Genomic DNA, 23,313 nt, shown 5'->3' on the forward strand with positions numbered 1-23,313 from the left:
GAGCACCAGTGATGACCAATCCCGCCGAGCGCCTGGTCGATCTGCTCGATCTGGAACGGATCGAGCTGGACATCTTCCGCGGCCGCAGCCCCGATGAGTCACTGCAGCGGGTGTTCGGCGGACAGGTGGCGGGCCAGGCTCTGGTGGCCGCCGGGCGGACCACCGACGGGCAGCGTCCGGTGCACTCGCTGCACGCGTACTTCCTGCGGCCGGGTCGGCCGGGCGTACCCATCGTGTACCAGGTGGAACGGGTCCGGGACGGGCGCTCCTTCACCACCCGCCGGGTCGTCGCCATCCAGCAGGGTCGGACGATCTTCAATCTGACGGCCTCCTTCCATTCTCCTGAGTCGGGTATCGAGCAGCAACTGCCGATGCCGGACGTGCCCGGGCCGGAGGGTCTGCCGACCCTCGCCGACGAGGTCCGCGCCCATCTGGGCACGCTCCCCGAGGCGTTCGCCCGCATGGAGCGCCGGCAGCCCTTCGACATCCGCTATGTGGAGCGGCTGCGCTGGACGGACGAGGAGCTCGAGGGCGCGGAACCGCGCAGCGCCGTATGGATGCGCGCGGTGGGGCCGCTCGGGGACGACCCGCTGGTGCACACCTGTGCGCTCACCTATGCGAGCGACATGATGCTGCTGGACGCGGTGCGGGTGCCGGTCGAACCGCTGTGGGGGCCACGGGGCTTCGACATGGCCTCGCTGGATCACGCCATGTGGTTCCACCGGCCGTTCCGCACCGATGAGTGGTTTCTCTACGAGCAGGAGTCGCCCGTGGCCACGGGCGGCCGGGGTCTGGCGCGCGGCCGGATCTACGACCGTGCGGGACGGCTCCTCGTATCCGTGGTGCAAGAGGGGTTGTTCCGCCCGCTGCCGCCCGCCGAAGGTGCCGCGGACGGCGGCTGAGCCCCACCGTTGTGTGCCGCATGGTGGTGTGTGCCGCACCGTGGTGTGCCCCACAGGGACGTGCCGTGCCGTGGCTCATCGCCTGCCGATCAGCTTCCGCCACAGGCTCCGCGGGCGGCCCGGAACCGGGATGCGGTCATCGGGCACCGACGCCGGTCCGGCGTCCGGGCGCGGCGCGGGCCGGGCCCGGCGGGCGTCGTCCAACGACGAGGCGAGGGCGGCCCGATAGCGCCGGATCTCCCGTGGGTCGTCCGCCGTGACCACCGTGGCGATGACATCCCGGATCGTGCCCGCCTCGGGACGCATCCGCACGAGCGCGGGACGGAGCTCCCGCAGATGGGCCCGCTCATAAGGATCGGCCACGGCCGAGGCCAGCTCGACGGAGCCCAGCACCGAGGCCGGCACCGCGGCCCGCTCCCAGGGGTCCTCGGTCTGGGCGAGCAACTGGACGATCCTTCGGCTGCGCCATTTGGCGGCCCGCCAGTCCTCCCCGGCGGCCAGTGCCGCGCTCAGCCCCGGCGGGGTGCGGCCGCTCAGCAACTCCGGCTGCCTGACGGCGAACTCGGTCAGATCCGAGGCCAGATAGAGCCATACGACGGCCCGATAGCGATTGACATAGAACCGGACGGGGGCGAAGAAGCCCCCGCGCGCGAGGCGGGTCAGCCGCCCCTGAGTGATGCCGAGCAGCTCCGCGCCCTCCGCCGTGCCGACCACGCGGAGACGGGCGATGAGCGCCTCCGGGAAGCCCTCGGCGGCGGTCACGCGCCTCAGCTCCTCGCACGCCACCCGCCGGCCCAGACCGGTGGTGACGGTGCGCACTTCCCCCAACTGAACGGCCAGCTCGAACTCCCGCGTGTCGAGCCCCAGCGCCCGGGCCGCCGCGCCGAACGCGACGCTCCCGCCCGATCCGCCCGGCCCCGCCGGCCCGCCAGGGTCTCCCGGCCCGCTCGCCCGTCCCGGTACGCTCGGCTCACCGAGCCGCTCCGGGCTCCACGGCCCCTGGCTCTCCCGCAGCTCCTGATCCACCCGCACTGCCATGCGACGTCCTCCCCCGCACTGCCTCAATCACTGACAGTGACGACGATAGCCGCGAAGCAAGAGGCTCGGTCAGGCCTGTGGATAACTTCCGCGCGGCATCAGCTGGGTGCGCCGCTCTCCTGTCTGGCCTCGACTCCCAGGTGCTCCCCCACCCGGTTGACCAGCAGCGCCATCTCGTAGGCGACCTGCCCCACATCCGCGTCCGGCCCGGTGAGCACGCACAGACAACTGCCGTCCCCCGCCGCCGTGACGAAGAGGACGCCCTCGTCGAATTCGACCATCGTCTGCCGCACCCGGCCCGTGCGGAAGTGGTGCCCGGACCCCTTGGCGAGGCTGTGCAGCCCGGAGGCCACCGCGGCCAGGTGCTCGGCGTCCTGGCGCACCAGTGTGGAACTCGCCCCCGTCACCAGCCCGTCGTTGGACAGCACCAGTGCGTGCCGTATCTCCGCGATCCGCTCGGTCAGGTCGTCCAGTAACCAGTCGAGCCCCTTGTTCACTGCCATATCCGATTCCTCCCCGATTTCCCTTCAGCTGCGTGCCAGCCTTTCTCACTGCCGCCGTCTGGGCAACCCGCCCCGCCCGGCACCCCACGCTTGTGCGCTGATTGACGCAGGATGGGGACATGGCACAGAACATGACCAAGGATCAGTGGCAGAAGTTCGTCACGGAGGGCACCCGCACCGCGAAGCTGGCGACCGTGCGGGCCGACGGAAGTCCGCACCTCGCCCCCGTGTGGTTCCTGCTCGACGGTGACGACCTCGTCTTCAACACAGGTCAGGAGACGGTCAAGGGACGCAACTTGGCCCGGGACGGCCGGCTCACCGTCTGTGTGGACGACGACAGGCCGCCGTTCGCCTTCGTCACCCTGCGGGGGCGCGCCGAGCTGATCGACGATCTGGGGCAGGTCCGCGACTGGGCCACCCGGATCGCCGCCCGTTACATGGGCGAGGACCGGGCCGAGGAGTACGGCGCCCGCAACGGCGTGCCGGGCGAGCTGCTGGTCAGGGTGCGCATCGACAAGGTGCTCGCGCTCTCCGGGATCGCCGAGTAGCGAGATTCGACCGAAATCCATCCCTTCATGACGCACCCATGCCCATCCGACGTTTACGGGCGCATGAGGATCTTTATCGCACCGTCCTCCTTGCGCTGGAACATCTCATAGGCGCGGGGTGCCTCCTCCAGCGGGACGCGATGGGTGGCGAACCCGTCGACGCCCAGCGGGTCGTCGTCCGTCAGCAGCGGGAAGATGTCGTCGGCCCAGCGCCGCACGTTCGCCTGGCCCATCCGCAGCTGGATCTGCTTGTCGAACATGGTCATCAGCGGCAGCGGATCGGCCATCCCGCCGTAGATCCCGCTGAGGGAGATCGTTCCGCCGCGCCGCACCAGCGCGATGGCCAGCCGCAGCGCCGCCAGCCGGTCGACCCCGGCCTTCTCCGTGAGCTTGGCGGCCCATTCCCGCGGCAGGAGACCCGTGGCCCGCTGAGCGGTCCGGCCCAGCGGGCTGCCGTGGGCCTCCGTGCCCACCGCGTCGATGACCGCGTCCGGTCCTCGGCCGCCGGTGGTCGAGAGGATGGCCTCGACCAGGTCCTCCTGGCGGGAGAAGTCATTGAGGTCATGGACCTCGACGCCGTCGGCGCGCGCCCGGCGCAGCCGCTCGGGGACGAGGTCCACGCCGATGACCCGGTCGGCCAGGCCCTGGACCTTCGCCACCCGGCAGGCCATGTTCCCGATGGGCCCCAGCCCCAGGACCGCGAGCGTGCCGCCGCGCGGCACCTCCGCGTACTCGACCGCCTGCCATGCCGTGGGCAGTACGTCGGACAGATAGACGTAGCGGTCGTCGTGGACTCCTTCGGGCACCTTGATCGGGCCGTACTGGGCCTGCGGCACCCTCAGGTATTCCGCCTGGCCGCCGGCCACCGCGCCGTAGAGCTTGGTGTAGCCGAAGAGTTCCGCCCCCATGCCGTGCTCGGTGACCTGGGTGGTCTCGCACTGCGTCGGCAGACCGGAGCGGCACGTCCAGCAGTGTCCGCAGGCGATCTGGAACGGGACCACCACGCGGTCGCCGGGCTTGATGTGCGTCACCTCCGGGCCGGTCTCCTCCACGATGCCCATCGGTTCGTGGCCGAGGATGTCGCCGGGGGTCATGAAGGGCGTGAGCACCTCGTACAGGTGCAGATCGGACCCGCACAGCCCCGTGGTGGTGATCCGTACGATCGCGTCCGTCGGCTCCTTGATGATGGGGTCGGGCACCGTCTCGACCCGCACATCATGTCGGCCCTGCCAGGTCACCGCTCGCATCACCGCATCCCTTCGCCGTAGTCGTCGGAACGATCTTCCGAGGGCTTCGGGTACCCCGGCGCATCCGGCCGAACCGGCGGCGGGACCATGAGCCGCGCCCCCGGTCCACCAGGTCCACGAGCCGGGCCGTCTCCTCGGCGATCACGGCCGGATCGGCGCCCGCGGCGCCCAGCACGGCCAGGCAGGCGCCGTCGGCCAGCGCCACGACGAAGAGGGTGCCCGCCGTCATCTCGATCATCGTCCGCCGGGACGGGCCGCCGCGCCCCCGGCGTCCGGCGCTCGCGGCGATGCCGTGGAATCCGGAGGCGACGGCGGCCAGGTGCTCCGCCTCATGACGGGAGAGCCCGGCGGACGCGCTGACGGTGGCCCCGTCCCGGGAGAGCACCACGGCATGGCGCACGCCTGCGGTCCCGGCCACCAGATCGTCCAGGATCCGGTCGAGATCGGCCATGGGGCGTGCGGCGGTGCTGCGCGGCTTGGTCATGGGCGGTCTCCCTCGGTCGGGACGCGCCGCGCCGGGCGGCGCTCCAGGTGTCCCCCCCTGGGCCAGGGACGCTAGCCCCGGTGGGGGCGCACATTGAGGGCGCATTACGGAACCTGTTGAAAATTGACAGAGTCAGATGCCAGAGCGATCGATGAGCGTCCGAATCTGCACTCAAAGCGGGCGTAGGCTGCTTGCTCAGCGCAGCGCTTCACCGTCGTGTCCAAGGTGTCCCGAGGAGTTTCCGTGCCACATGAGCCCTCCCGTGGAAACAGCGCGGCCGACGTACGGGACTTCTTCACCCCCAGGGCGGCCGAGTGGGACCGCCGCTTCCCGGACGACGGCCCCGCCTACGCCGCCGCCGTCGCCGACCTCGGGCTCCGCCCCGGGGACGCGGTGCTCGACGCGGGGTGCGGAACGGGGCGTGCGCTGCCCGCACTGCGCGCCGCGGCCGGCCCCGAGGGGACGGTCCTCGGAGTGGACCTCACGCCCGCCATGCTGGACGCCGCCCTGCGTGAGAGCCGGGACGGCTTCGCGGGCCTCGCCCTCGCCGATGTGGCGCGGCTGCCGCTGCGCGACGGCTGCCTCGACGCGGTGTTCGCCGCCGGGCTGATCTCCCATCTCTCCGACCCCCGCGAGAACCTGTGCGAACTGGCCCGGGTGGTACGCCCCGGCGGGCGGCTCGCGCTGTTCCATCCGGTGGGGCGGGCCGCTCTCGCCGCCCGCCACGGCCGTGCCCTCACCCCCGACGACCTGCGGGCGGAGGCCCAGCTGCGGCCGTTGCTGGCGGACGCCGGCTGGCGGCTGGAGTCGTACACCGACGAGGACACGCGCTTCCTGGCGCTCGCCGTCCGCGAAGCCCGCTGAGGACCGGAAGGGGGCGCCGGACCGAAACGGCCCGAGCAGACCCTCAGGGCTGCCCCGCGACCGCCGCCGCGAAGCCGGGGGCGTTGTCGAACATCACGTTGTGCCCCGCTCCGGGCACGGTGCGGACCGTCACCCCGGCCGCCGTCAGCTCCTCGCGCCCGGTGAGCTCCTCGCCGTGCCCGCCGACGAGGAAGGTGCGGGGAATCTCCAGGCCCAGGAGCATCTTCCGCATGGTCGGCCGGGTGCCGCGGACCAGTGCGCACGCGCTGCGGTGCAGGGCCGTCGGGTCGGCGAGCCGCATCGTCGCCCGCCACACCGGCCCGATCCGCTCCAGGGTCTCCTCGAATCCGCCGCCGCGCACGAACGCGTCCTCCGTGTAGGTCGCGATCCGGCTGCTGCCCGCCGACAGCGGCGGATCGGGATCCAGGTTGGCCTCGGTCAGCACCAGACGGGACACCAGTTCCGGGCGGCGCACCGCCAGCACGATGGCGACCGATCCGCCCATGCTGTGCCCGATGAGCTCGGCACCCCGCGCCCCGGCCGCCTCGAGGGCCGAGGCCAGCGCGTCGGCGTGGTCCTCCAGCGTGTAGCCGAAGCCGGCGGGGCGGTCGCTGATCCCGTGGCCGGGCAGGTCCACGAAGAGCGACCGGCGGCCCGCGAGGGCCGGGACGGCGGCGATATGGGCGTGATGGACGGCCGATGTCGCGCCGAGCCCATGGACATACACCCGCGGCGGGCCGCCGTCCCCGCCCCCGGCCGTGCCGGTCCATCTGATGTGGGCCCCCTCCGGGCCGAATGAGGCGTGCTCCATGGCCTTCCTCCCGCCGTTCCCGCCTTGAGTGATCGCGTCGGGCACCGACAATACATCGAGGACGATGTATTGCGTCTACGAGGTACAGCGGTCTTGCGGCACAATGCGACCATGCTCGAACTCGCCATCCTGGGCTTCCTCCACGACGCCCCACTGCACGGCTATGAGTTGCGCAAGCGCATCGCCGCGCTGACCGGACATGTGAAACCCGTGGCCGAGTCCACCCTCTACCCGGCGATCAAACGGCTGGAGAAGGCCGGTCTGCTGGCCCGCCGGACCCAGCCGGGCGCGGGGGCCGCACCCCGGCACGTGCTCACGCTGACCGCCGAGGGGCAGGCGGAGCTGCGCCGCCGTCTCGCGCGTCCGGCGGACGCCGACATCACCGACGAGAACCGCTGGTTCACCGTGCTGGCGTTCCTGCGCCACCTCGACGACGCGTCGGCACAGGCGGAGGTGCTGGAGCGCCGGATGGCCTTTCTGCGGCAGCCGTCGAGCTTCTTCTACGAGGGCGACCGCCCGTTGCGGGCCGAAGAGGTCGAGGATCCCTTCCGGCGCGGCATCCTCACCATCGCCCGGGCCACCAGCCAGGCCGAACTGTCCTGGCTGCGGCGCACACTGGACACGCTCCGGGCGGCGACCGACGACTGAGGGCCGACCGCCTCCCGATGTCTCGACTCCGTGGCTACTGGGTGGTTAAGGTGCGCGACGACGGATCGCTCATCGGATCCGCGTGCGCAATAGGAGGCTGTCGTGCCCGCCACGGAGGAGTCACGCGACGAGGCGCTGTATGTGCTGACCGCGGTGCTGCTGACACCCGCTCAATTCCCGAGCGTGCTCGGCGACGACTATCCCGAGGCATGTGCCGCGCTCGGGCTGGAGCCGTACGACACCGGCTACGGGCTGGTGCTGGGACAGGACGGCGGCGGCGCCCGCTGGACGGTGGTCACCGACGATGTGTCGCTCGTGGCCATCGCCATCGCGACCTGGGACTGCGGCATGGAGTACGCCCTGGCCATCGAAGACCGTACGGTGGTCGCCTCGCTTCCCGGCTGGCCGCTCGCGGTGGCCGTGGCCGCCCCGGGCGTACCGGCTCCCCATGATCCCGCGCCCGACCCCGAGCCGGGGGGAGACGCCTCCCGGGCGCCGCTGGCGCCGCCGGACTCGGAGCGGTGGGGCCCGGCCCAGCGACGGCTCGGCGCCGATGAGATCGCGCTCCAGTGGGCGATCTGGCGTGAGCAGGTCGACAGCGATGTGACGTTCGTGTCCCCGGGCGAGAAGCCGCACGGGGGCGTGCGGCGGGTGCTCGAAGAGGCGCGCGACTATCTGGACTCACCCCCGCCGCTGGGGCGGATCCGCTCGGCGTTCGCCTCCGGTGACGCGCGGACGCTCCGGGCCGACGGGCCGGGCTGGAGCATGGTGGCCCGGACCGACGACATCGCGTTCGTGCTGCTGGACGACGCACCGGGCGAGGTGCTGCCGGTCGGCCGCGGCCCCGAACTGCCGGGGCTGCTGACGGCTCTGGACAAGCTGGCCGTACGGCCCCACTGAGACGGCCGTACGGCCCCACTGAGACCCGACGTCCCGCCCTGTCCCGTACGGAGTCGGCCAAGGACGCCGTACGGGCTGGTCACGACGCCGACCAGCAAGTGGAACACGCCGACGCGCATGACCAGCCGCCCGTACGGTCGCCCGCGGCCCTCTCCGTCCGGTCCCGGACGCCGCCCCGGACCTCGGCGAAGCATGACCGCTCCCATCCGGCCGGGCCCGGAACGGGGTCGCGGGCGGTCCGCGATCGGTACTGCACGGTCACTCCCGGGTGCGCTCCGCCCGTGGCCCCTGGCCCAGCCGGCCGCGCTCGGCGGCCGGCCGCTTCAGCGTCCCAGCTGCTTACGGGTGACCCTGCTCAGCCTGCGGCGCTGGGAGGAATCCAGCAGCAGATAGGCCGCCGCCGGCACTCCCACGATCACCAGCAGCGCAGCCCAGAAGGGCAACACCCAGAGCAGGATCACACCTGCCACCACACCACCGGTGGCGACCTTCGCGCGTGTGGACATCTCACCCGCCTCCTTCACGGCCCATAGCCGCACTCACTCCACACAACGGACACCGACGGCACCCGGTTCCTCCCCGCGCCGTGATCCTGTACCCTCGGGCGGCCCGGGCTCGACTAGTCAAATTTGAGGAACGCTCAGCGCTGTGACACCACCCTCCGCGGCAACACCCTCCGACATCGCAGAACTCTCCCGCTGCACCGCGGTCTTCCTTCCCGGTGACCCGGCACGCACCGGCCGGGTCGCCTTCTGGCGGCCGGACGGCGTGCCTCCGTCCGGCCCCGCCACCGGCTCCGCCGAGGAGCTGACGGTCGTCGTCCCGGTGGACGGCACCGATGACGGTCCCCATGACGACCCCACCGGCCCCAGCCCCACCGGCCTCGCCGTCGAAACGCACACCGTAAGGGCGCTCCTGCTGCCCCTGGGCGAGGCGCTGCCGGTGCTCACCCGGGCCCGGGCGCGGGCCGCACAGACCGGTCCGGGACAGTGCGACCCCGCCACGGCCTTCTGGGGCGCCGCCGCCGTGCTCGCCCTCCAACTCGCGGCCCGCGGAAGGCTGCTGCCCGGACTCAGCGCCACCGACCACGACGCCTGGCGCGTCGGTCCGCTCACCCCCGACGATCTGACGCGGGTGCGCGAGCTGGCCGCCGCCATGCCGCCCACGGCGCACGCGACGCCGCTGCCCGTCTCCGGCCCGGTGCTGCTGCCCGAGCCCGAGCGGCATCTGCGGGCGTTCCTGGACGCGGTGGCGGACGGGCTGCCGCGCTCGCCCGCGGCGGCGCTGGCCTCGGGCGGCCCCTCCTTCGCCGCCCCGGCGCCACGGCGGCTGCCCGAACAGCGCTCCTGGGCCGCCGACGTGGCCGCCGGGCACGACGCGGGGGTGCGGCTCTCGATCCGTATCGAGCTGCTGCACGGCGGCGGTGGGAACGGTAAGGCGGACGGGCCGCGCTTCCGTGCCGTCCTCCAGTTGCACAGCCTCACCGATCCGGCGCTGGTCGCGGACGCCGCCGAGGTCTGGGCGGGCACCTCGCCCATCACCCCGGCCCTCGGTCCGCGCGCCCGTATGGACGCCCTGCTGACCCTGCGGCGCGCGGCCCGCGCCTGGGCACCGCTCACCCCGCTGCTGTCGGCCGCCGTGCCCGACGCCCTCGACCTCGCCGACGAGGAGGTCACCGAGCTGCTCGGTCCGGCCGCCGGGGCGCTGGACGCCGCCGGGGTCCAGGTGCACTGGCCCAGGGAACTGGCCCGCGGGCTCACCGCCCGCGCGGTCATCGGCCCGGACGGCGAGGACGAGGCTCAGGACGACACCGGGCCCCGGTTCCCCGCCTTCCTCTCCGCCGACGCGCTGCTGCGGTTCAGCTGGCGGTTCGCCGTGGGCGACCAGGAGCTCACCCGAGCCGAGCTCGACGGGCTCGCCGAGGCCAGCCGGCCGGTGGTACGGCTGCGCGACCAATGGGTCCTCCTCGACCCCGACGCGGCGCGCCGCGTCCGGGACCGGCAGGACCGCAAACTCACCCCCGCCGACGCCCTCGGTGCCGTCCTTACGGGTCGCACGGAGGCCGAAGGCACCGATGTGGAGGTGCGGGCCACCGGCTGGCTGGAGGCCCTGCGGGACCACCTCGCCGACCCCGAGGGGACCGCCGGTGCCCAGCGGGCGCCCGTGCCCCAGCCCTCCGCCCTGGCCGCCACCCTGCGCGACTATCAGCTGCGCGGCCTGGACTGGCTGGTCCGGATGACCTCGATCGGCCTCGGCGGCTGTCTCGCCGACGACATGGGGCTCGGCAAGACCATCACCTTGATCGCCCTCCATCTGCACCGTATGGGCATCCCCGAGGCCGCCGGGCCCACTCTGGTGGTCTGCCCCACCTCGCTGATGGGCAACTGGCGGCGGGAGATCGAGCGGTTCGCGCCGGGCACCCCGGTACGCCGCTACCACGGCTCCGCACGCAGCCTGGACGGCCTTGACGACGGCGAGTTCGTCCTCACCACCTACGGCACGATGCGGCTCGACGCGCAGCGGCTGGCCGAGGCCGGGCCGTGGGGCATGGTGGTCGCGGACGAGGCGCAACATGTGAAGAACCCGTTCTCGGCGACGGCGCGGCAACTGCGCACCATCGGCGCGAAGGCCCGCGTGGCGCTCTCCGGAACCCCCATCGAGAACAACCTCTCCGAGCTGTGGGCGATCCTCGACTGGACCACGCCGGGGGTGCTGGGCACCCATGGGGCGTTCCGCAGGCGCTACGCCCAGGCCGTGGAGAGCGGAAGCGACCCCGAGGCCGCCGCGCGGCTGGCGAAACTGGTCCGCCCCTTCCTGCTCCGACGCCGCAAGTCCGACCCCGGTATCGCCCCCGAGCTGCCGCCCAAGACCGAGACGGACCGGGCCGTCGCGCTCACCAAGGAGCAGGCCGGGCTCTACGAGGCGGTGGTGCGCGAGATCCTCGCCGAGATCTCCGGCACCGGCGGTCTCGTCCGGCGCGGACTCATCGTCAAGCTCCTCACCGGTCTGAAGCAGATCTGCAATCACCCGGCGCAGTATCTGAAGGAGGACCGGCCGGTGGTCCCCGGGCGCTCCGGCAAGCTGGAGCTGCTCGACGAGCTGCTGGACACCATCCTGGCCGAGGGCGCGAGCGTCCTGGTCTTCACCCAGTACGTCCGGATGGCGCGCATCCTCGAGGGCCACCTGGCCGCGCGCGGGGTGCCGGCCCAGCTGCTGCACGGCGGTACGCCGGTGGCGCGGCGCGAGGAGATGGTGCGGCGCTTCCAGGACGGCGAGGTCCCGGTGTTCCTGCTGTCGCTGAAGGCGGCGGGCACCGGGCTCAACCTCACCCGGGCCGGACATGTCGTGCACTACGACCGCTGGTGGAACCCGGCCGTCGAGGCGCAGGCCACCGACCGCGCGTACCGCATCGGCCAGACCCAGCCGGTGCAGGTCCACCGCATCATCGCGGAGGGGACCGTGGAGGACCGCATCGCCGCGATGCTGACGCGCAAGCGGGAGCTGGCGGACGCCGTGCTCGGCTCCGGTGAGGGCGCGCTGACCGAACTGACCGACTCCGAGCTGGCGGAGCTCGTGGAGCTGAGGGGGACCGAACGATGAGCCGTACCGAGTCCGAGCGCACCTTCGCCGCGCTGCCGCCCGCCCGTGGCCGCGGCTTCGCCCGCACCTGGTGGGGCCAGGCGTGGCTGAAGGCCCTGGAGGACACGGCGCTGGACGGCGAGCAGCTGAGGCGCGGCCGCAAGCAGGCGCGCGACGGAGCGGTGGGCGCGGTGTGCGTACGCCCCGGCCGGGTCACCGCCGTGGTGCGGGACCGCGACCACACGCCTTACCGGTCCGACGTGCTGCTGCGGGAGTTCAGGGACGCGGAATGGGACCGGCTGCTGGAGGTGGTCGCGGACCGCTCCGGCCATATCGCCGCCCTGCTGGACCGCGACATGCCCCCGCAGCTGGCCGAGGACGCGGCGGTCGTCGGCGTCGAACTGCTGCCGGGGATAGGCGATCTGGAGCCGGAGTGCGGCTGCGAGGCGTGGGACCACTGCCCGCACACCGCCGCGCTCTGCTACCAGCTCGCCCGGCTGCTGGACGAGGATCCGTACGTACTGCTCCTGATGCGCGGACGCGGGGAGCGGGAGCTGCTGGACGAGCTCCAGGTGCGCAGCGCGGCACGGGCCGCCCACCTTCCGCGAACGGCGGAGGACGCCGCTCCCCCGGCCCCGGAGGGCGTACCGGCCCGGGAGGCGTTCGCCGCGCCCGGTCCGCCGCCGTTGCCCGCACCCCCGCCCGCCGTCGCCGCGCCCGGCCGTCCTCCGGCGCTGGCGGGCGGCACGGACCCGGCCGAGGGGCTGGACGTGGCCGCGCTGGAGTTCCTGGCGGCGGACGCCGCCGTACGCGCCCAGCGGCTGCTGGCCGAGGCGCTCGCCCCCGGCCACGCCACCACCCCGGTCCCGGCCGCGCTGACGGTGTGGCAGGACACGGTGCGGTTGACCGCCGCCGGTCCCCCGGCTCCGATCGCCGCCCGGCTCGCGACGGGCTGCGGGCGCGACCGCACCGATCTGGCGCGGGCCGTCCGCGCCTGGGAGCACGGCGGGGCCGCCGCGCTCACCGTGCTGGAGGAGGAGTGGACGCCGGGCCCGGAAGCCCTCGCGCGGGCCCGCGCCCAGCTCGCGGCCGCCTGGGAGGGGGACGAGCGAGCACCCCGGCTGCGCGCCACGGCGAACCGCTGGACGGTGGTGGGCGCCGATCTCCAGGTGCGCTACGGCCACGACGGCCGCTGGTGGCCGTACCGCAGGGAACGCGGCCGCTGGTGGCCCGCGGGTCCGGCCGGACCCGACCCGGCGGCGGCGCTGGCGATGCCCGGCTCCGACGGCTGACGCGGCGACACGGCCGGTGGCGGCATCTCGTCCGCCATCGGCCTCGGGCCAGGGCCAGGGAGGTCGCCCCATCCCGACGGCGCCGCGGTGCCCGCAGACGAGACGGGCGGAGGGTCCAGGCGGCCCGAAGACCCGTACGGGCGGTAGGTCCAGGCGGCCCGAAGGCCCATGCGGGCGGAAGGCCCATGCGGCCCGAAGACGTGTGCGGGCCGAAGAACCAGCCACGCCGAAGGCAGCCGGGCGGCAACCTTTGGATGCGCCGTGGAGACCGTAAGGCGTCAACCCCCTCGGCACGCCTCCACGGGACGGAGTCACCGACCATGACCCTCAGTCCACGGCGCCCCCGGCGCCGCCGCCCCGCTCCGCTCATCGGCTCCCTGGCCCTGGCCACCGGCGTCGGGCTCGCCGTCGCCCCGGCCCACGCCGCCACGCCCATAGCCGCGGCGGCCACCATCGTGGTGGCCAAGGACGGCAGCGGCACCTACACCACCGTCCAGGCGGCCGTCGACGCGGTACCGGCGAACAACCCGTCCGCCGTCACCATCTCCATAAAGCCCGGTACGTACCGCGAGACGGTGAAGGTCCCCGCCAACAAGCCGCACATCCGGCTGGTGGGGACCACGAGCAGCAAGAACGACGTGACGATCGTCTACAACAACGCCTCCGGCACCCCCAAGCCCGGCGGAGGCACCTACGGCACCAGCGGCAGCGCGACCGTGGCCGTCGAGGCCGATGACTTCCAGGCCCGCAATCTGCAGTTCGTGAACGACTTCAACGAGGGCAACACCAGCATCACCGACAAGCAGGCGGTCGCGCTGCGCACCGCGGGCGACCGGATCGTCCTGGACAACGTCGGCGCGGTCGGGGACCAGGACACCCTGCTGCTGGACTCGGCGAGCAAGGACAAGGTCGGCCGGGTGTATGTCAACAACGCCTGGATCCAGGGGAATGTCGACTTCGTCTTCGGCCGGGCCTCCGCCGTGATCAACAAGTCGGCGATCCGGCTCGTCAAGCGCTACGACGGCAGCTCCGGTGGCTATGTCGCGGCGCCCTCGACGGCGGCCGGGAAGAAGGGCTTCCTGTTCATCAACAGCAACATCACCGGGGATGTCGGCAGCCGGTCGTTCTATCTCGGCCGTCCCTGGCACGCGGGCGGCGACGCCAGTCTCGATCCGCAGGCGGTCGTTCGCAATACGGATCTGTCAGCGGCGGTCAAGACCACACCGTGGACGGACATGAGCGGCTTCTCCTGGAAGGACGACCGCTTCGCGGAGTACAAGAACACCGGCGCCGGTTCCGGTGCGGCGAGCACGGACCGTCCGCAGCTGACCGACGCCCAGGCCGCGGACTACGAGGTCGCCGACTGGCTCGGCGGCTGGCAGCCGTCGTCCTGAGCGGCCGCCGGCCGGAGTCCTGAGCCGGTGAGAGCCCCGGCCGCCGGTCCCGTCGGGGGGCGGGACCGGCGGCCGGACGCGGTCAGCCGGACGCGGTCAGCCGCGCGCGGCCAGCAGATGGTCCATGGCCAGCTGGTCGAGGCGCTCGAAGGCCATACCGCGCTCGGCGGCCGCCTCGACGTCGAAGTCCTCGAAGGCGGTGCGGTCCGCGAGCAGCGCCGCCGGGGTCTCGCCCTCGTCGAGGGTCGGCAGGCCCAGCTGGTCCAGGCGCGAGGCGCGCAGCGCCTCCTGGACCTCGGGGTCGGCGCGGAAGGCGGCCGCGCGCTCCTTGAGGATGAGGTAGTTGCGCATGCAGCCCGCGGCCGAGGCCCAGACGCCCGAGACGTCCTCGGTGCGCGGGGGCTTGAAGTCGAAGTGGCGCGGGCCCTCGTAGCCGCCGGTCTCCAGCAGGTCGACCAGCCAGAAGGCGGCCCGGAGATCGCCCGCGCCGAACCGCAGGTCCTGGTCGTACTTGATGCCGTTCTGGCCGTTGAGGTCGATGTGGAAGAGCTTGCCCGCCCACAGCGCCTGCGCGATGCCGTGCGGGAAGTTCAGCCCGGCCATCTGCTCGTGGCCGACCTCCGGGTTGACCCCGTACAGCTCGGGCCGCTCCAGCCGCTCGATGAAGGCCAGGGCGTGGCCGACGGTGGGCAGCAGGATGTCGCCGCGCGGCTCGTTGGGCTTGGGCTCGATGGCGAAGCGCAGATCGTAGCCCTGCCCGGTGACATACGCGCCGAGCAGGTCGAACGCCTCCTTCATCCGGTCGAGCGCGGCGCGTACGTCCTTGGCGCCGCCGGACTCGGCGCCCTCGCGGCCGCCCCAGGCCACATAGGTCTTCGCGCCCAGCTCGGCGGCGAGGTCGATGTTGCGCATGGTCTTGCGCAGCGCGTAGCGGCGCACATCGCGGTCGTTGGCGGTGAGAGCGCCGTCCTTGAAGACCGGATGGGTGAAGAGGTTGGTGGTGGCCATGGGCACGGTCATCCCGGTGGCGTCCAGGGCCTGCCGGAAGCGCTTGATGTGCGATTCGCGCTCGGTCTCCGAGGCGCCGAACGGGATGAGGTCGTCGTCGTGGAAGGTGACGCCGTACGCGCCGAGTTCGGCGAGCCGGGTCACGGACTCCACGGGGTCGAGCGCCGGGCGGGTGGCGTCCCCGAACGGGTCCCGGCCCTGCCAGCCGACCGTCCACAGTCCGAAGGTGAACCTGTCCTCGGGGGTGGGGTTGTAGCTCATCGCGGCTCCCTCGCCTATTTCGTCATGGCGCTTTACAAATTAGTATGCGCGAGCATTCCGGGGAAGCCCCGTACAACCCGCACACCGCACGCCCCATGAACGCAAGGGAGAGCGCGAGATGGCAGCAGCAGCCGTGCCCGTGCCGCAAGGACCGCTCGTCGTCGGCGTGGACAGCTCCACGCAGTCGACCAAGGCGCTCGTCGTCGACTCCGCGACCGGTGCGGTCGTCGCCCGAGGACAGGCCCCGCACACCGTCGGCGGCGGCAGCGACGGCACCGGTAAGGAGTCCGTCCCCGAGCAGTGGTGGGATGCGCTCACCGAGGCGCTGCGCCAGTGCGGGACCCCGGCCCGGGAGGCGGCCGCGGTCTCCGTGGGCGGCCAGCAGCACGGCCTGGTCACCCTGGACGCCTCGGGCCGCTCGGTGCGGCCCGCACTGCTGTGGAACGATGTGCGCTCCGCACCGCAGCGCGACCGGCTCATCGAGGAGCTGGGCGGCCCCAAGGCATGGGCGGAGCGGGTGGGCAGCGTGCCCGCGCCCGCCTTCACCGTCACCAAGTGGGCCTGGCTCATGGAGAACGAACCGGAGGTGGCCCGCGCCACCGCGGCCGTCCGGCTCCCCCACGACTACCTCACCGAGCGGCTCACCGGCTACGGCACCACCGACCGCGGCGACGCCTCGGGCACCGGCTGGTGGGCCTCGGGCACCGAGTCCTACGACGAGGAGATCCTGGGCCGGGTCGGGCTCACCCCTGAATTGCTGCCGCGCGTGCTGCGCCACGGCGAGGCCGCCGGGACCGTACGGGAGCTGCCCGATCTGCCGCTGCCCACCGGCGCCCTGGTGGCCACCGGCACCGGCGACAACATGGCGGCCGCCCTGGGGCTCGGTCTGCGTCCGGGGCAGCCAGTGCTGAGCCTGGGCACCTCCGGCACCGTGTACGCGGTCTCGGCCCACCGGCCCACCGACCCCACCGGAGTGGTCGCGGGCTTCGCCGACACGCGTGACGCCTGGCTCCCGCTGGCGTGCACGCTCAACTGCACGCTCGCGGTCGACCGGATCGCGGCGCTGCTGGGCCGTGACCGGGAGGCGGTGGAGCCGGGCGGCTCGGCCGTGCTGCTGCCGTTCCTCGACGGCGAGCGCACCCCCCATCTGCCGCACGCCTCGGGGCTGCTGCACGGACTGCGCCACGACACCACACCCGGGCAGGTGCTCCAGGCCGCCTACGACGGCGCCGTCTTCGCCCTGCTCACCGCGCTGGACCAGGTGCTGGACGCGGACGCGGCACCCGACGCCCCGCTGCTGCTCATCGGCGGCGGCGCCAAGGGCACCGCGTGGCGGGAGACGGTCCGGCGGCTGAGCGGACGCCCGGTCCAGGTGCCCCGGGCCGAGGAACTGGTCGCCCTCGGGGCCGCTGCGCAGGCCGCGGGGCTGGTGCTGGGCGAGGACCCGGCGGCGGTGGCGCGGCGCTGGGCGACCGCCGAGGGGCCGTCCTACGGTCCGGTGCCCCGCGACGAGGCGGCGCTGGAGCGGCTCTCCCGGGTGCTGGCGGACGCCGACGGCCTGCTGCGCCACGCGTGAGAGCCTGTGTTATCCCCGGTCGGATCAGCGTGCGGCGTCAGGGGGCACCTCCCGGCGGTAGCTGGGGGAGCGTGCCAGACGCCGCACGCCCGGCCGGGGATATGACACAGGCTCTGAGCGCGCCGCGCCACGCGGGAACGCCGTACGACGGTGGCCGAGCGACCCCGGTTGTCGTACCGGCCCGGCACAATGAGCGGATCGGCCGAGAGGAGACGGATTCAGGTGGCAGCGCCACTGCCCAACACCCAGCAGGCGATGCGCCGGCGCAATCTCTCCCTCGTGCTGCACGCCGTGGCCGCCCACGGCCCGCTGTCCCGTGCCGCGGTGGCGGCCCGGGTGGGGCTCACCCGGGCCGCCGTCTCCACTCTCGTCGACGAGCTGATCCGGGACGGGCTGCTGGTCGAGCTGGGCCCCTCCCGGCCCGGCACGGTCGGCCGCCCCGGCAGCGCCCTCCAGCTCAACGAGCGCGGTCCGGCCGGTCTTGGCGCGGAGATCGGGGTGGACCACCTCGCGGTGTGCGCGATGGACCTCGCCGGGCGGATACGGGCCCGTACGGAGCTCGCCTCGGCGAACCGCGACCGCTCACCGGCCCCGGCGCTCGCCCAGCTCGCCGGGCTGGTCCGGCAGGTCGCGGCGGAGGCGGAGCTGGGCGGACTGCGGCCGGTGGGGCTCGCGGTTGCGGTGCCCGGTCTGGTGGCGCGGGACTCGTCGCTGGTCGTCCGCGCCCCCAACCTGGGCTGGGAGGGGGTGGACATCGGCCCCGAGCTGCGCGCGGCGCTGCCCGGTCTGCCGGTGACCGTGGACAACGAGGCGAACCTGGGCGCGCTCGCCGAGCTGTGGCGGGGCGGCCATGACCCGGCGCCCCGGGACTTCGTCCATGTCTCGGCCGAGATCGGCATCGGCGCGGCGGTCGTGCTGGACGGGCAACTGCTGCGCGGCACCCACGGTTTCGCGGGCGAGCTGGGCCATGTGCCGGTGCGTCCCGAGGGGCCCGAGTGCGCCTGCGGCGGGCGCGGCTGTCTGGAGCAGTACGCGGGCGAGGAGGCGGTGCTGCGGGCGAGCGGCCTGTCCCCCGAGGAGGCCGCGGCCCAGCATCCGGGTCCCGGCGGCCGTATCGCCGTGCTGGCCGTGCGGGCGGCCAGCGGCGACCAGCGGGCACGGCGGGCGCTGCGCGGCGCGGGCTCGGCGCTCGGGATCGCGCTCGCGGGCGCGGTGAACCTCCTGGACCCGGAGAAGGTGGTGCTCGGCGGCGCGCTGACGCCGCTGGCGCCCTGGCTGCTGCCCGCCCTGGAGCGGGAGCTGGGCCGGCGGCTCACCGACCCGGCCCGTCCGGGCAGCGGGGCGGTGACCGTCTCCCGGCTCGGTCCGGACGGTCCGCTGCTGGGGGCGGCCAGTTCGGTGGTGCAGGCGGTCCTCGACGATCCGGCGGGGTTCAGGGACCCCGCCGGGGCCGCTGAGCCGGCCGGAATCAGAGGAAGCGATGCATGATGTGCAGCCCCACATAGCCGTTCGCGGGGTGGGCGAACGCCTTGGGGACGGTGCCGATGACCTCGAAGCCGAGTGAGCGCCACAGCGCCACCGCCCGGGTGTTGCTCTCCACCACGGCGTTGAACTGCATCGCCTTGTAGCCCTCGGCGCGCGCCCAGTCCAGGACATGCTCGCCCAGGGCGCGGCCCACACCGCGTCCGCCGTGCTCGGGGGCCACCATGAAACTGGCCCCCGCGATATGCGCTCCGGGCCCCATGTGGTTGGGGTTCATCTTGGCCGAGCCGAGGACCGTGCCGTCGGGGTCGGTGGCGACGACGGTACGGCTCGGGGGCTCCAGCATCCAGATCTCGCGGGCCCGGTCCTCGTCCAGGTCGCGGGGGTAGGTGTAGGTCTCCCCCGCGGCGACGATGCGGCGCAGGAAGGCCCAGATGGCGGGCCAGTCCTCGGCGGTGGCGGTCCTGATGAGCATGGGGGCCAGCATGGCCGTGCGGGCGGCGGCACGCGAGTGATTTTCTCTCCGGCCGCCGCCCTCCCCGGCCGCCGCCCGACGAGGCGTCAGCGGGTCGCGCGCAGGAACGCCTCCAGGCCCGCCAGGTCGTCGGTGTTGAGGTAGTCCACGTCGGCGGCCAGGAGCTCACGCCACAGGGCGTCGCGCTCCGGACCCGCCACGTCCGGGGTGGCCCAGAAGCGCACGGTCTGCCGGGCGTCGTGCGCGGAAGCCGCGAGGCGGCGCAGCGTCTCGCGCTCCGCCGCCGGTATCGGACCGGCTCCCGTCCAGGTGAAGGTCTTGGTCCAGTCGGCGCTGATCAACGGGATGAAGGAGGCGGGCACGCCCGAGCCGAGGTCCTCCAGCCGTCCGTCGTAGAAGGCGTGGCGCACCTTCTCGGCCTCCATGGGGGCGCGGGCGCCGCGGTCGCCGGAGATGACGGCCGTCACCGCGCCGCGGCGCACCCGGCCGCCGACCCCGCCGTAGGCGGCGCTGAACAGGTGGCCGTAGCGGCGCAGCCGCTTGGCCAGCTCCAGGTAGGTGGGCTCCCCCGCGGTCTTGAGGTCGATCAGCAGCTGCAGCGACAGGTCGTAACCGCGGTAGACCCGGCCGCCGTTGGCCTTCACCCGCCGGGCCAGCGGGTCGAGGTAGAGCGACTCCAGGGTGCGGGTGGGGTCGAGGTCCGTGGCGTCGTGCGCGACCAGCAGCCGGCCGTCGACCAGCCAGATGTCGGCCTCGACGCTGCCGAAGCCGTGCGAGAGCGCGTCGAGGAGCGGACGCGGGTGCTCGTAGTCGTTGTGGGCGTGGGCTCTGGCCAGCGGCCGCTTGCCCTTGGCGCGGTCCCTTGAGCCGTCCTTCGGGTTGTCCTTCGCGACGTCGGTGTCGCCGAGCGAGGCGGAGGTGCCCGCGAACGCGGGCGCGGCCGCGCCGCCCGCCAGCGCGGCTCCGAGGGTGACGACAAAGGCACGGCGTGTACGGCGGTCCATGGGGCCTCCCGGCTCTCGTCCCGGCGCGGTGCCGGATACGCAGGCTCGACGCCAGTGAGTATCGGGCGGCCGTACGCCCAAAGGGCAGTACTGGGCGAAGAGTTCCACGGGTGGTCCCCGGCCATTTCCTCGCCGTTCCCGAGGTGCCGGGGCGGTCGCGGCGGTGCCCGTGGGGACGCGGGGCGGCTGCGCGCGCCGGGTGAACGGACGGGGGCGCGGCGGCCGTCGGCCCACGACGCATTCGGAATGTTTACCCGTCGGCGACCGCCGTCATAACCCGCGCCCGGGCACTCTTTTGAGTGAATGCAAAAGCCCAAAGTCCGCTGATAGCTTGGCAGTTGCTCGAGCGGAATTTCTCTTCAAGGTCCGTACAGGGATGGGTGAGCATTCACGATGACGACGTCCGTTGAACCGGGTTCCGGTACCGACATTTCGCAGCCGCAGTTGAGCCTCGGCACGGCGGCCGCACGGAATCTGGCGACGACGACCAAATCCGTTCCGCAAATGCAGGGCCTCACCTCGCGGTGGCTGCTGCGCATGCTGCCGTGGGTGCAGGTTCCGGGTGGTTCCTACCGGGTGAACCGCCGGGCGTCCCATACGCTCGGGGACGGCCGGGTGGAGTTCACCACCACCGGATCACAGGTGCGGGTCATCCCGGTCGAGCTGCGCGAGCTGCCGCTGCTGCGCCGGTTCGAGGACGCCGCGGTGCTCGAGGCCCTGGCGGACCGCTTCACCCAGCGGGAGTTCGCGCCCGGCGATGTGCTGGTGGAGGCCGGGCGCCCGGCCGATGAGCTCCTCCTCATCGCCCACGGCAAGGTCGACAAATTGACCGAGGGCGCGTTCGACGAGCCCTCGGTGGTCGGCTCGGCCGCCGGTGGCGACCACATCGGGGAGCCGGAGCTGACCGCCGCCGAGGCGGGCACCTGGGGAATCACCGTGAAGGCCGTGACGTCCTGCACGGTGCTGGCCCTGCCCCGACAGGAGTTCGAGGAGCAGCTGGACCGCTCACCTGAGCTGCGCGCGCATGTGGAGGGGGTGCGCTCGGCGCCGGAGACCGAGCGGAACGAGCACGGGGAGGCGGCCATCGCGCTGGCCTCGGGCCACTCCGGCGAGCCGGTCCTGCCGGGCACCTTCGCGGAGTACGAGCTGGAGCCGCGCGAGTACGAGCTGAGCGTGGCCCAGACCGTGCTGCGCGTCCACACCCGCGTCGCCGACCTCTACAACGAGCCCATGAACCAGGTCGAGCAGCAGCTCCGCCTCACCATCGAGGCCCTGCGCGAACGCCAGGAACACGAACTCGTCAACAACCCCGAGATCGGCCTGCTGCACAACGCCGACCTCTCCCAGCGCATCCACACCCGCAGCGGCCCGCCCACCCCCGACGACCTCGACGAACTGCTGGCCACCGTCTGGAAGGACCCGGGGCTGATCCTGGCGCATCCGCGCGCCATCGCGGCGATCGGCCGGCAGTTCAACAGCCATGGCATCTCCCCGCAGCCCACGGAGGTGAACGGGCACGCTCTGCCGGCCTGGCGGGGCGTGCCCATCCTCCCGTGCAACAAGATTCCGGTCTCCGGGAGCGGGGTGAGCTCCATTCTCGTTCTGCGCACCGGGGAGGAGAACCAGGGGGTCATCGGACTGCACCGCACCGGAATTCCCGACGAATACCAGCCGAGCCTCTCGGTGCGGTTCATGGGAATCAGCGAGCAGGCCATCATCTCGTATCTCGTCAGCGCCTACTATTCCGCGGCCGTGCTCGTCCCGGACGCGCTCGGAATTCTGGAGAACGTGGAGGTCGGGCTCTGAATCGGCCCGACGGACCCTGACATCCGCCCGACCGGGCCTGTGGCCTTCGCATACCTTCCCGAAGATCTACCGAAATGGGTGATGAGCACTTATGACCACCTCCGTGGAGTCCGGTGAGCAGCCGCTGAGTCTGGGCACGGCCGCCGCGCGGAATCTGGCGACCACCACCAAGTCAGTTCCGCAGATGCAGGCCATCTCCTCCCGGTGGCTGCTGCGCGTCCTCCCCTGGGTCCAGGTGTCGGCCGGTACGTACCGGGTGAACCGCCGGCTGACCTACACGGTCGGGGACGGGCGGGTGGAGTTCATCACCACCGGATCACAGGTGCGGGTCATCCCGCCGGAGCTGGGCGAGCTGCCGACGCTGCGCGGCTTCGGGGTCACCTCCGTCCTGGAGTCGCTGGCCGACGGCTGTGTCCAGCGCGAGTACGCGCCCGGGGATGTGCTGGTGGAGGCGGGCCGCCCGGCCGACCAGGTGTTCCTGATCGCCCATGGCAAGGTCCGCCAGATCGCCCCCGGCGCGTATGACGAGGGCAGCACGCTGGCGGTGCTGGCCGACGGGGAGTACTTCGGCGACGCGGTCCTGACCGGTCCGGAGCACACCTGGGAGTTCACCGCCCGGGCCGTCACCCGGACCACGGTGCTCACCCTCCCCCGCCGCGTCGTCGAGGAGGCCGCCGACCGCTCCGCGGCGCTGCGCGACCATCTCCAGGGGCTCGCCGAGCGGACCGCGCCCGCCCAGAACCGGCGCGGTGAGGCCGATATCGCCATCGCGTCCGGCCACTCGGGCGAGCCGGCCCTGCCGGGCACCTTCGTGGAATACGAGCTGGAGCCCCGGGAGTACGAGCTGAGCGTGGCCCAGACCGTGCTGCGCGTCCACACCCGCGTCGCCGACCTCTACAACGAGCCCATGAACCAGGTCGAGCAGCAGCTCCGCCTCACCATCGAGGCCCTGCGCGAACGCCAGGAACACGAACTCGTCAACAACCCCGAGATCGGCCTGCTGCACAACGCCGACCTCTCCCAGCGCATCCACACCCGCAGCGGCCCGCCCACCCCCGACGACCTCGACGAACTGCTGGCCCGGCGCCGCAAGACGCAGTATCTGCTGGCGCATCCGCGCACCATCGCCGCCTTCGGGCGGGAGTGCAGCAACCGTGGTCTGTATCCGCAGGGCGTCGAAGTGGCGGGGATCGCGGTGCGGGCGTGGCGCGGGGTTCCGCTGCTGCCCTGCAACAAGATCCCGATCAGCGAGTCCGGCACCAGCTCGATCCTGGCGATGCGCACCGGGGAGGAGAGCCAGGGGGTCATCGGACTGCATCAGACCGGTATTCCGGATGAGTACGAGCCCAGTCTGAACGTGCGGTTCATGGGCATCAGCGAGCAGGCCGTGACGTCCTATCTGGTCTCCGCCTACTACTCGGCGGCGATTCTGGTGCCCGATGCGGTCGGTGTGCTGGAGGACGTCGAGATCGGCCGCTGAGCCCGGCCGTC

At 72.9% G+C, this 23,313-nt stretch carries 20 protein-coding genes and 1 pseudogene; 12 read left to right on the plus strand and 9 right to left on the minus strand.

Annotation, left to right across the window (positions count from 1 at the left end; all coding sequences use genetic code 11):
- Positions 1 to 11 precede the first annotated feature (11 nt).
- On the plus strand, positions 12 to 902 hold the full coding sequence (locus tag LIV37_RS04915; protein ID WP_020865997.1) for an acyl-CoA thioesterase: 891 nt from the start codon (positions 12 to 14) through the stop codon (positions 900 to 902).
- A 75-nt stretch (positions 903 to 977) separates the two neighbouring features.
- Here the strand turns inward: LIV37_RS04915 and LIV37_RS04920 are convergent, their stop codons facing one another.
- Positions 978 to 1,940: a DUF6397 family protein gene (locus LIV37_RS04920; RefSeq protein WP_020865998.1), complete on the minus strand. Its 963-nt coding sequence runs from the start codon at positions 1,938 to 1,940 to the stop codon at positions 978 to 980.
- A gap of 98 nt (positions 1,941 to 2,038) precedes the next feature.
- Complete coding sequence (locus LIV37_RS04925; protein WP_020865999.1) at positions 2,039 to 2,443, minus strand: roadblock/LC7 domain-containing protein; 405 nt, start codon at positions 2,441 to 2,443, stop codon at positions 2,039 to 2,041.
- Positions 2,444 to 2,562: 119 nt separating this feature from the next.
- On the opposite strand from LIV37_RS04925, the gene LIV37_RS04930 reads away from it, so the two are divergent.
- Complete coding sequence (locus LIV37_RS04930) at positions 2,563 to 2,991, plus strand: PPOX class F420-dependent oxidoreductase (RefSeq protein WP_020866000.1); 429 nt, start codon at positions 2,563 to 2,565, stop codon at positions 2,989 to 2,991.
- A gap of 53 nt (positions 2,992 to 3,044) precedes the next feature.
- Here the strand turns inward: LIV37_RS04930 and LIV37_RS04935 are convergent, their stop codons facing one another.
- Complete coding sequence (locus LIV37_RS04935) at positions 3,045 to 4,238, minus strand: zinc-dependent alcohol dehydrogenase (RefSeq protein WP_020866001.1); 1,194 nt, start codon at positions 4,236 to 4,238, stop codon at positions 3,045 to 3,047.
- Positions 4,207 to 4,722: a roadblock/LC7 domain-containing protein gene (locus LIV37_RS04940; protein ID WP_121825812.1), complete on the minus strand. Its 516-nt coding sequence runs from the start codon at positions 4,720 to 4,722 to the stop codon at positions 4,207 to 4,209. Before LIV37_RS04940 ends, LIV37_RS04935 begins: the two co-directional genes overlap by 32 nt.
- Before the next feature lie 243 nt (positions 4,723 to 4,965).
- Between LIV37_RS04940 and LIV37_RS04945 the strand changes: the two genes are divergently transcribed.
- On the plus strand, positions 4,966 to 5,586 hold the full coding sequence (locus LIV37_RS04945) for a class I SAM-dependent methyltransferase (RefSeq protein WP_020866002.1): 621 nt from the start codon (positions 4,966 to 4,968) through the stop codon (positions 5,584 to 5,586).
- A gap of 43 nt (positions 5,587 to 5,629) precedes the next feature.
- Here LIV37_RS04945 and LIV37_RS04950 read toward each other — a convergent pair whose 3' ends face one another.
- Positions 5,630 to 6,397, minus strand: a complete 768-nt coding sequence (locus LIV37_RS04950) for an alpha/beta fold hydrolase (RefSeq protein ID WP_020866003.1) — start codon at positions 6,395 to 6,397, stop codon at positions 5,630 to 5,632.
- A gap of 111 nt (positions 6,398 to 6,508) precedes the next feature.
- Here LIV37_RS04950 and LIV37_RS04955 point away from each other — a divergent pair, with 111 nt between their 5' ends.
- Positions 6,509 to 7,045, plus strand: a complete 537-nt coding sequence (locus LIV37_RS04955) for a PadR family transcriptional regulator (RefSeq protein WP_121825811.1) — start codon at positions 6,509 to 6,511, stop codon at positions 7,043 to 7,045.
- Between the two features lie 102 nt (positions 7,046 to 7,147).
- Complete coding sequence (locus tag LIV37_RS04960; RefSeq protein WP_020866005.1) at positions 7,148 to 7,945, plus strand: hypothetical protein; 798 nt, start codon at positions 7,148 to 7,150, stop codon at positions 7,943 to 7,945.
- Positions 7,946 to 8,268: 323 nt separating this feature from the next.
- Here the strand turns inward: LIV37_RS04960 and LIV37_RS04965 are convergent, their stop codons facing one another.
- A complete protein-coding gene (locus LIV37_RS04965; RefSeq protein ID WP_020866006.1) occupies positions 8,269 to 8,451 on the minus strand; it encodes a hypothetical protein in 183 nt (60 codons plus the stop codon).
- Positions 8,452 to 8,593: 142 nt separating this feature from the next.
- Between LIV37_RS04965 and LIV37_RS04970 the strand changes: the two genes are divergently transcribed.
- From LIV37_RS04970 to LIV37_RS04980, 3 genes and pseudogenes are all read left to right on the plus strand, one after another.
- A complete protein-coding gene (locus LIV37_RS04970) occupies positions 8,594 to 11,545 on the plus strand; it encodes a DEAD/DEAH box helicase (protein WP_020866007.1) in 2,952 nt (983 codons plus the stop codon).
- Positions 11,542 to 12,816, plus strand: a complete 1,275-nt coding sequence (locus LIV37_RS04975) for an SWIM zinc finger family protein (RefSeq protein WP_121825810.1) — start codon at positions 11,542 to 11,544, stop codon at positions 12,814 to 12,816. Before LIV37_RS04970 ends, LIV37_RS04975 begins: the two co-directional genes overlap by 4 nt.
- Before the next feature lie 422 nt (positions 12,817 to 13,238).
- Positions 13,239 to 14,210, plus strand: a pseudogene (locus LIV37_RS04980) (pectinesterase family protein); the annotation flags it as partial.
- Between the two features lie 96 nt (positions 14,211 to 14,306).
- On the opposite strand, the gene xylA reads toward LIV37_RS04980, so the two are convergent.
- Positions 14,307 to 15,479, minus strand: coding sequence for a xylose isomerase (gene xylA / locus LIV37_RS04985; RefSeq protein WP_020866009.1), 1,173 nt, complete (start codon positions 15,477 to 15,479; stop codon positions 14,307 to 14,309).
- Between the two features lie 118 nt (positions 15,480 to 15,597).
- Here xylA and xylB point away from each other — a divergent pair, with 118 nt between their 5' ends.
- Complete coding sequence (gene xylB / locus LIV37_RS04990; RefSeq protein ID WP_121825809.1) at positions 15,598 to 17,055, plus strand: xylulokinase; 1,458 nt, start codon at positions 15,598 to 15,600, stop codon at positions 17,053 to 17,055.
- Between the two features lie 189 nt (positions 17,056 to 17,244).
- The gene (locus tag LIV37_RS04995; protein WP_121825808.1) at positions 17,245 to 18,543 is read left to right on the plus strand and encodes an ROK family transcriptional regulator; all 1,299 of its coding nucleotides are present in this window, start codon (positions 17,245 to 17,247) and stop codon (positions 18,541 to 18,543) included.
- On the opposite strand, the gene LIV37_RS05000 is transcribed toward LIV37_RS04995, so the two are convergent.
- Both LIV37_RS05000 and LIV37_RS05005 read right to left on the minus strand, forming a co-directional pair.
- Positions 18,524 to 19,012: a GNAT family N-acetyltransferase gene (locus LIV37_RS05000; RefSeq protein ID WP_243146401.1), complete on the minus strand. Its 489-nt coding sequence runs from the start codon at positions 19,010 to 19,012 to the stop codon at positions 18,524 to 18,526. The genes LIV37_RS04995 and LIV37_RS05000 overlap by 20 nt on opposite strands.
- Before the next feature lie 86 nt (positions 19,013 to 19,098).
- On the minus strand, positions 19,099 to 20,016 hold the full coding sequence (locus LIV37_RS05005) for a phosphatidylinositol-specific phospholipase C/glycerophosphodiester phosphodiesterase family protein (RefSeq protein WP_020866013.1): 918 nt from the start codon (positions 20,014 to 20,016) through the stop codon (positions 19,099 to 19,101).
- Positions 20,017 to 20,409: 393 nt separating this feature from the next.
- Between LIV37_RS05005 and LIV37_RS05010 the strand changes: the two genes are divergently transcribed.
- Positions 20,410 to 21,822 (plus strand): family 2B encapsulin nanocompartment shell protein, encoded by a 1,413-nt coding sequence (locus tag LIV37_RS05010; protein WP_121825807.1) that lies wholly within the window; start codon positions 20,410 to 20,412, stop codon positions 21,820 to 21,822.
- Between the two features lie 91 nt (positions 21,823 to 21,913).
- Positions 21,914 to 23,302, plus strand: a complete 1,389-nt coding sequence (locus tag LIV37_RS05015; RefSeq protein ID WP_020866015.1) for a family 2B encapsulin nanocompartment shell protein — start codon at positions 21,914 to 21,916, stop codon at positions 23,300 to 23,302.
- Positions 23,303 to 23,313 lie beyond the last annotated feature (11 nt).

The organism is Streptomyces rapamycinicus NRRL 5491, assembly GCF_024298965.1.
GTDB classification, from domain to species: Bacteria; Actinomycetota; Actinomycetes; order Streptomycetales; family Streptomycetaceae; genus Streptomyces; species Streptomyces rapamycinicus.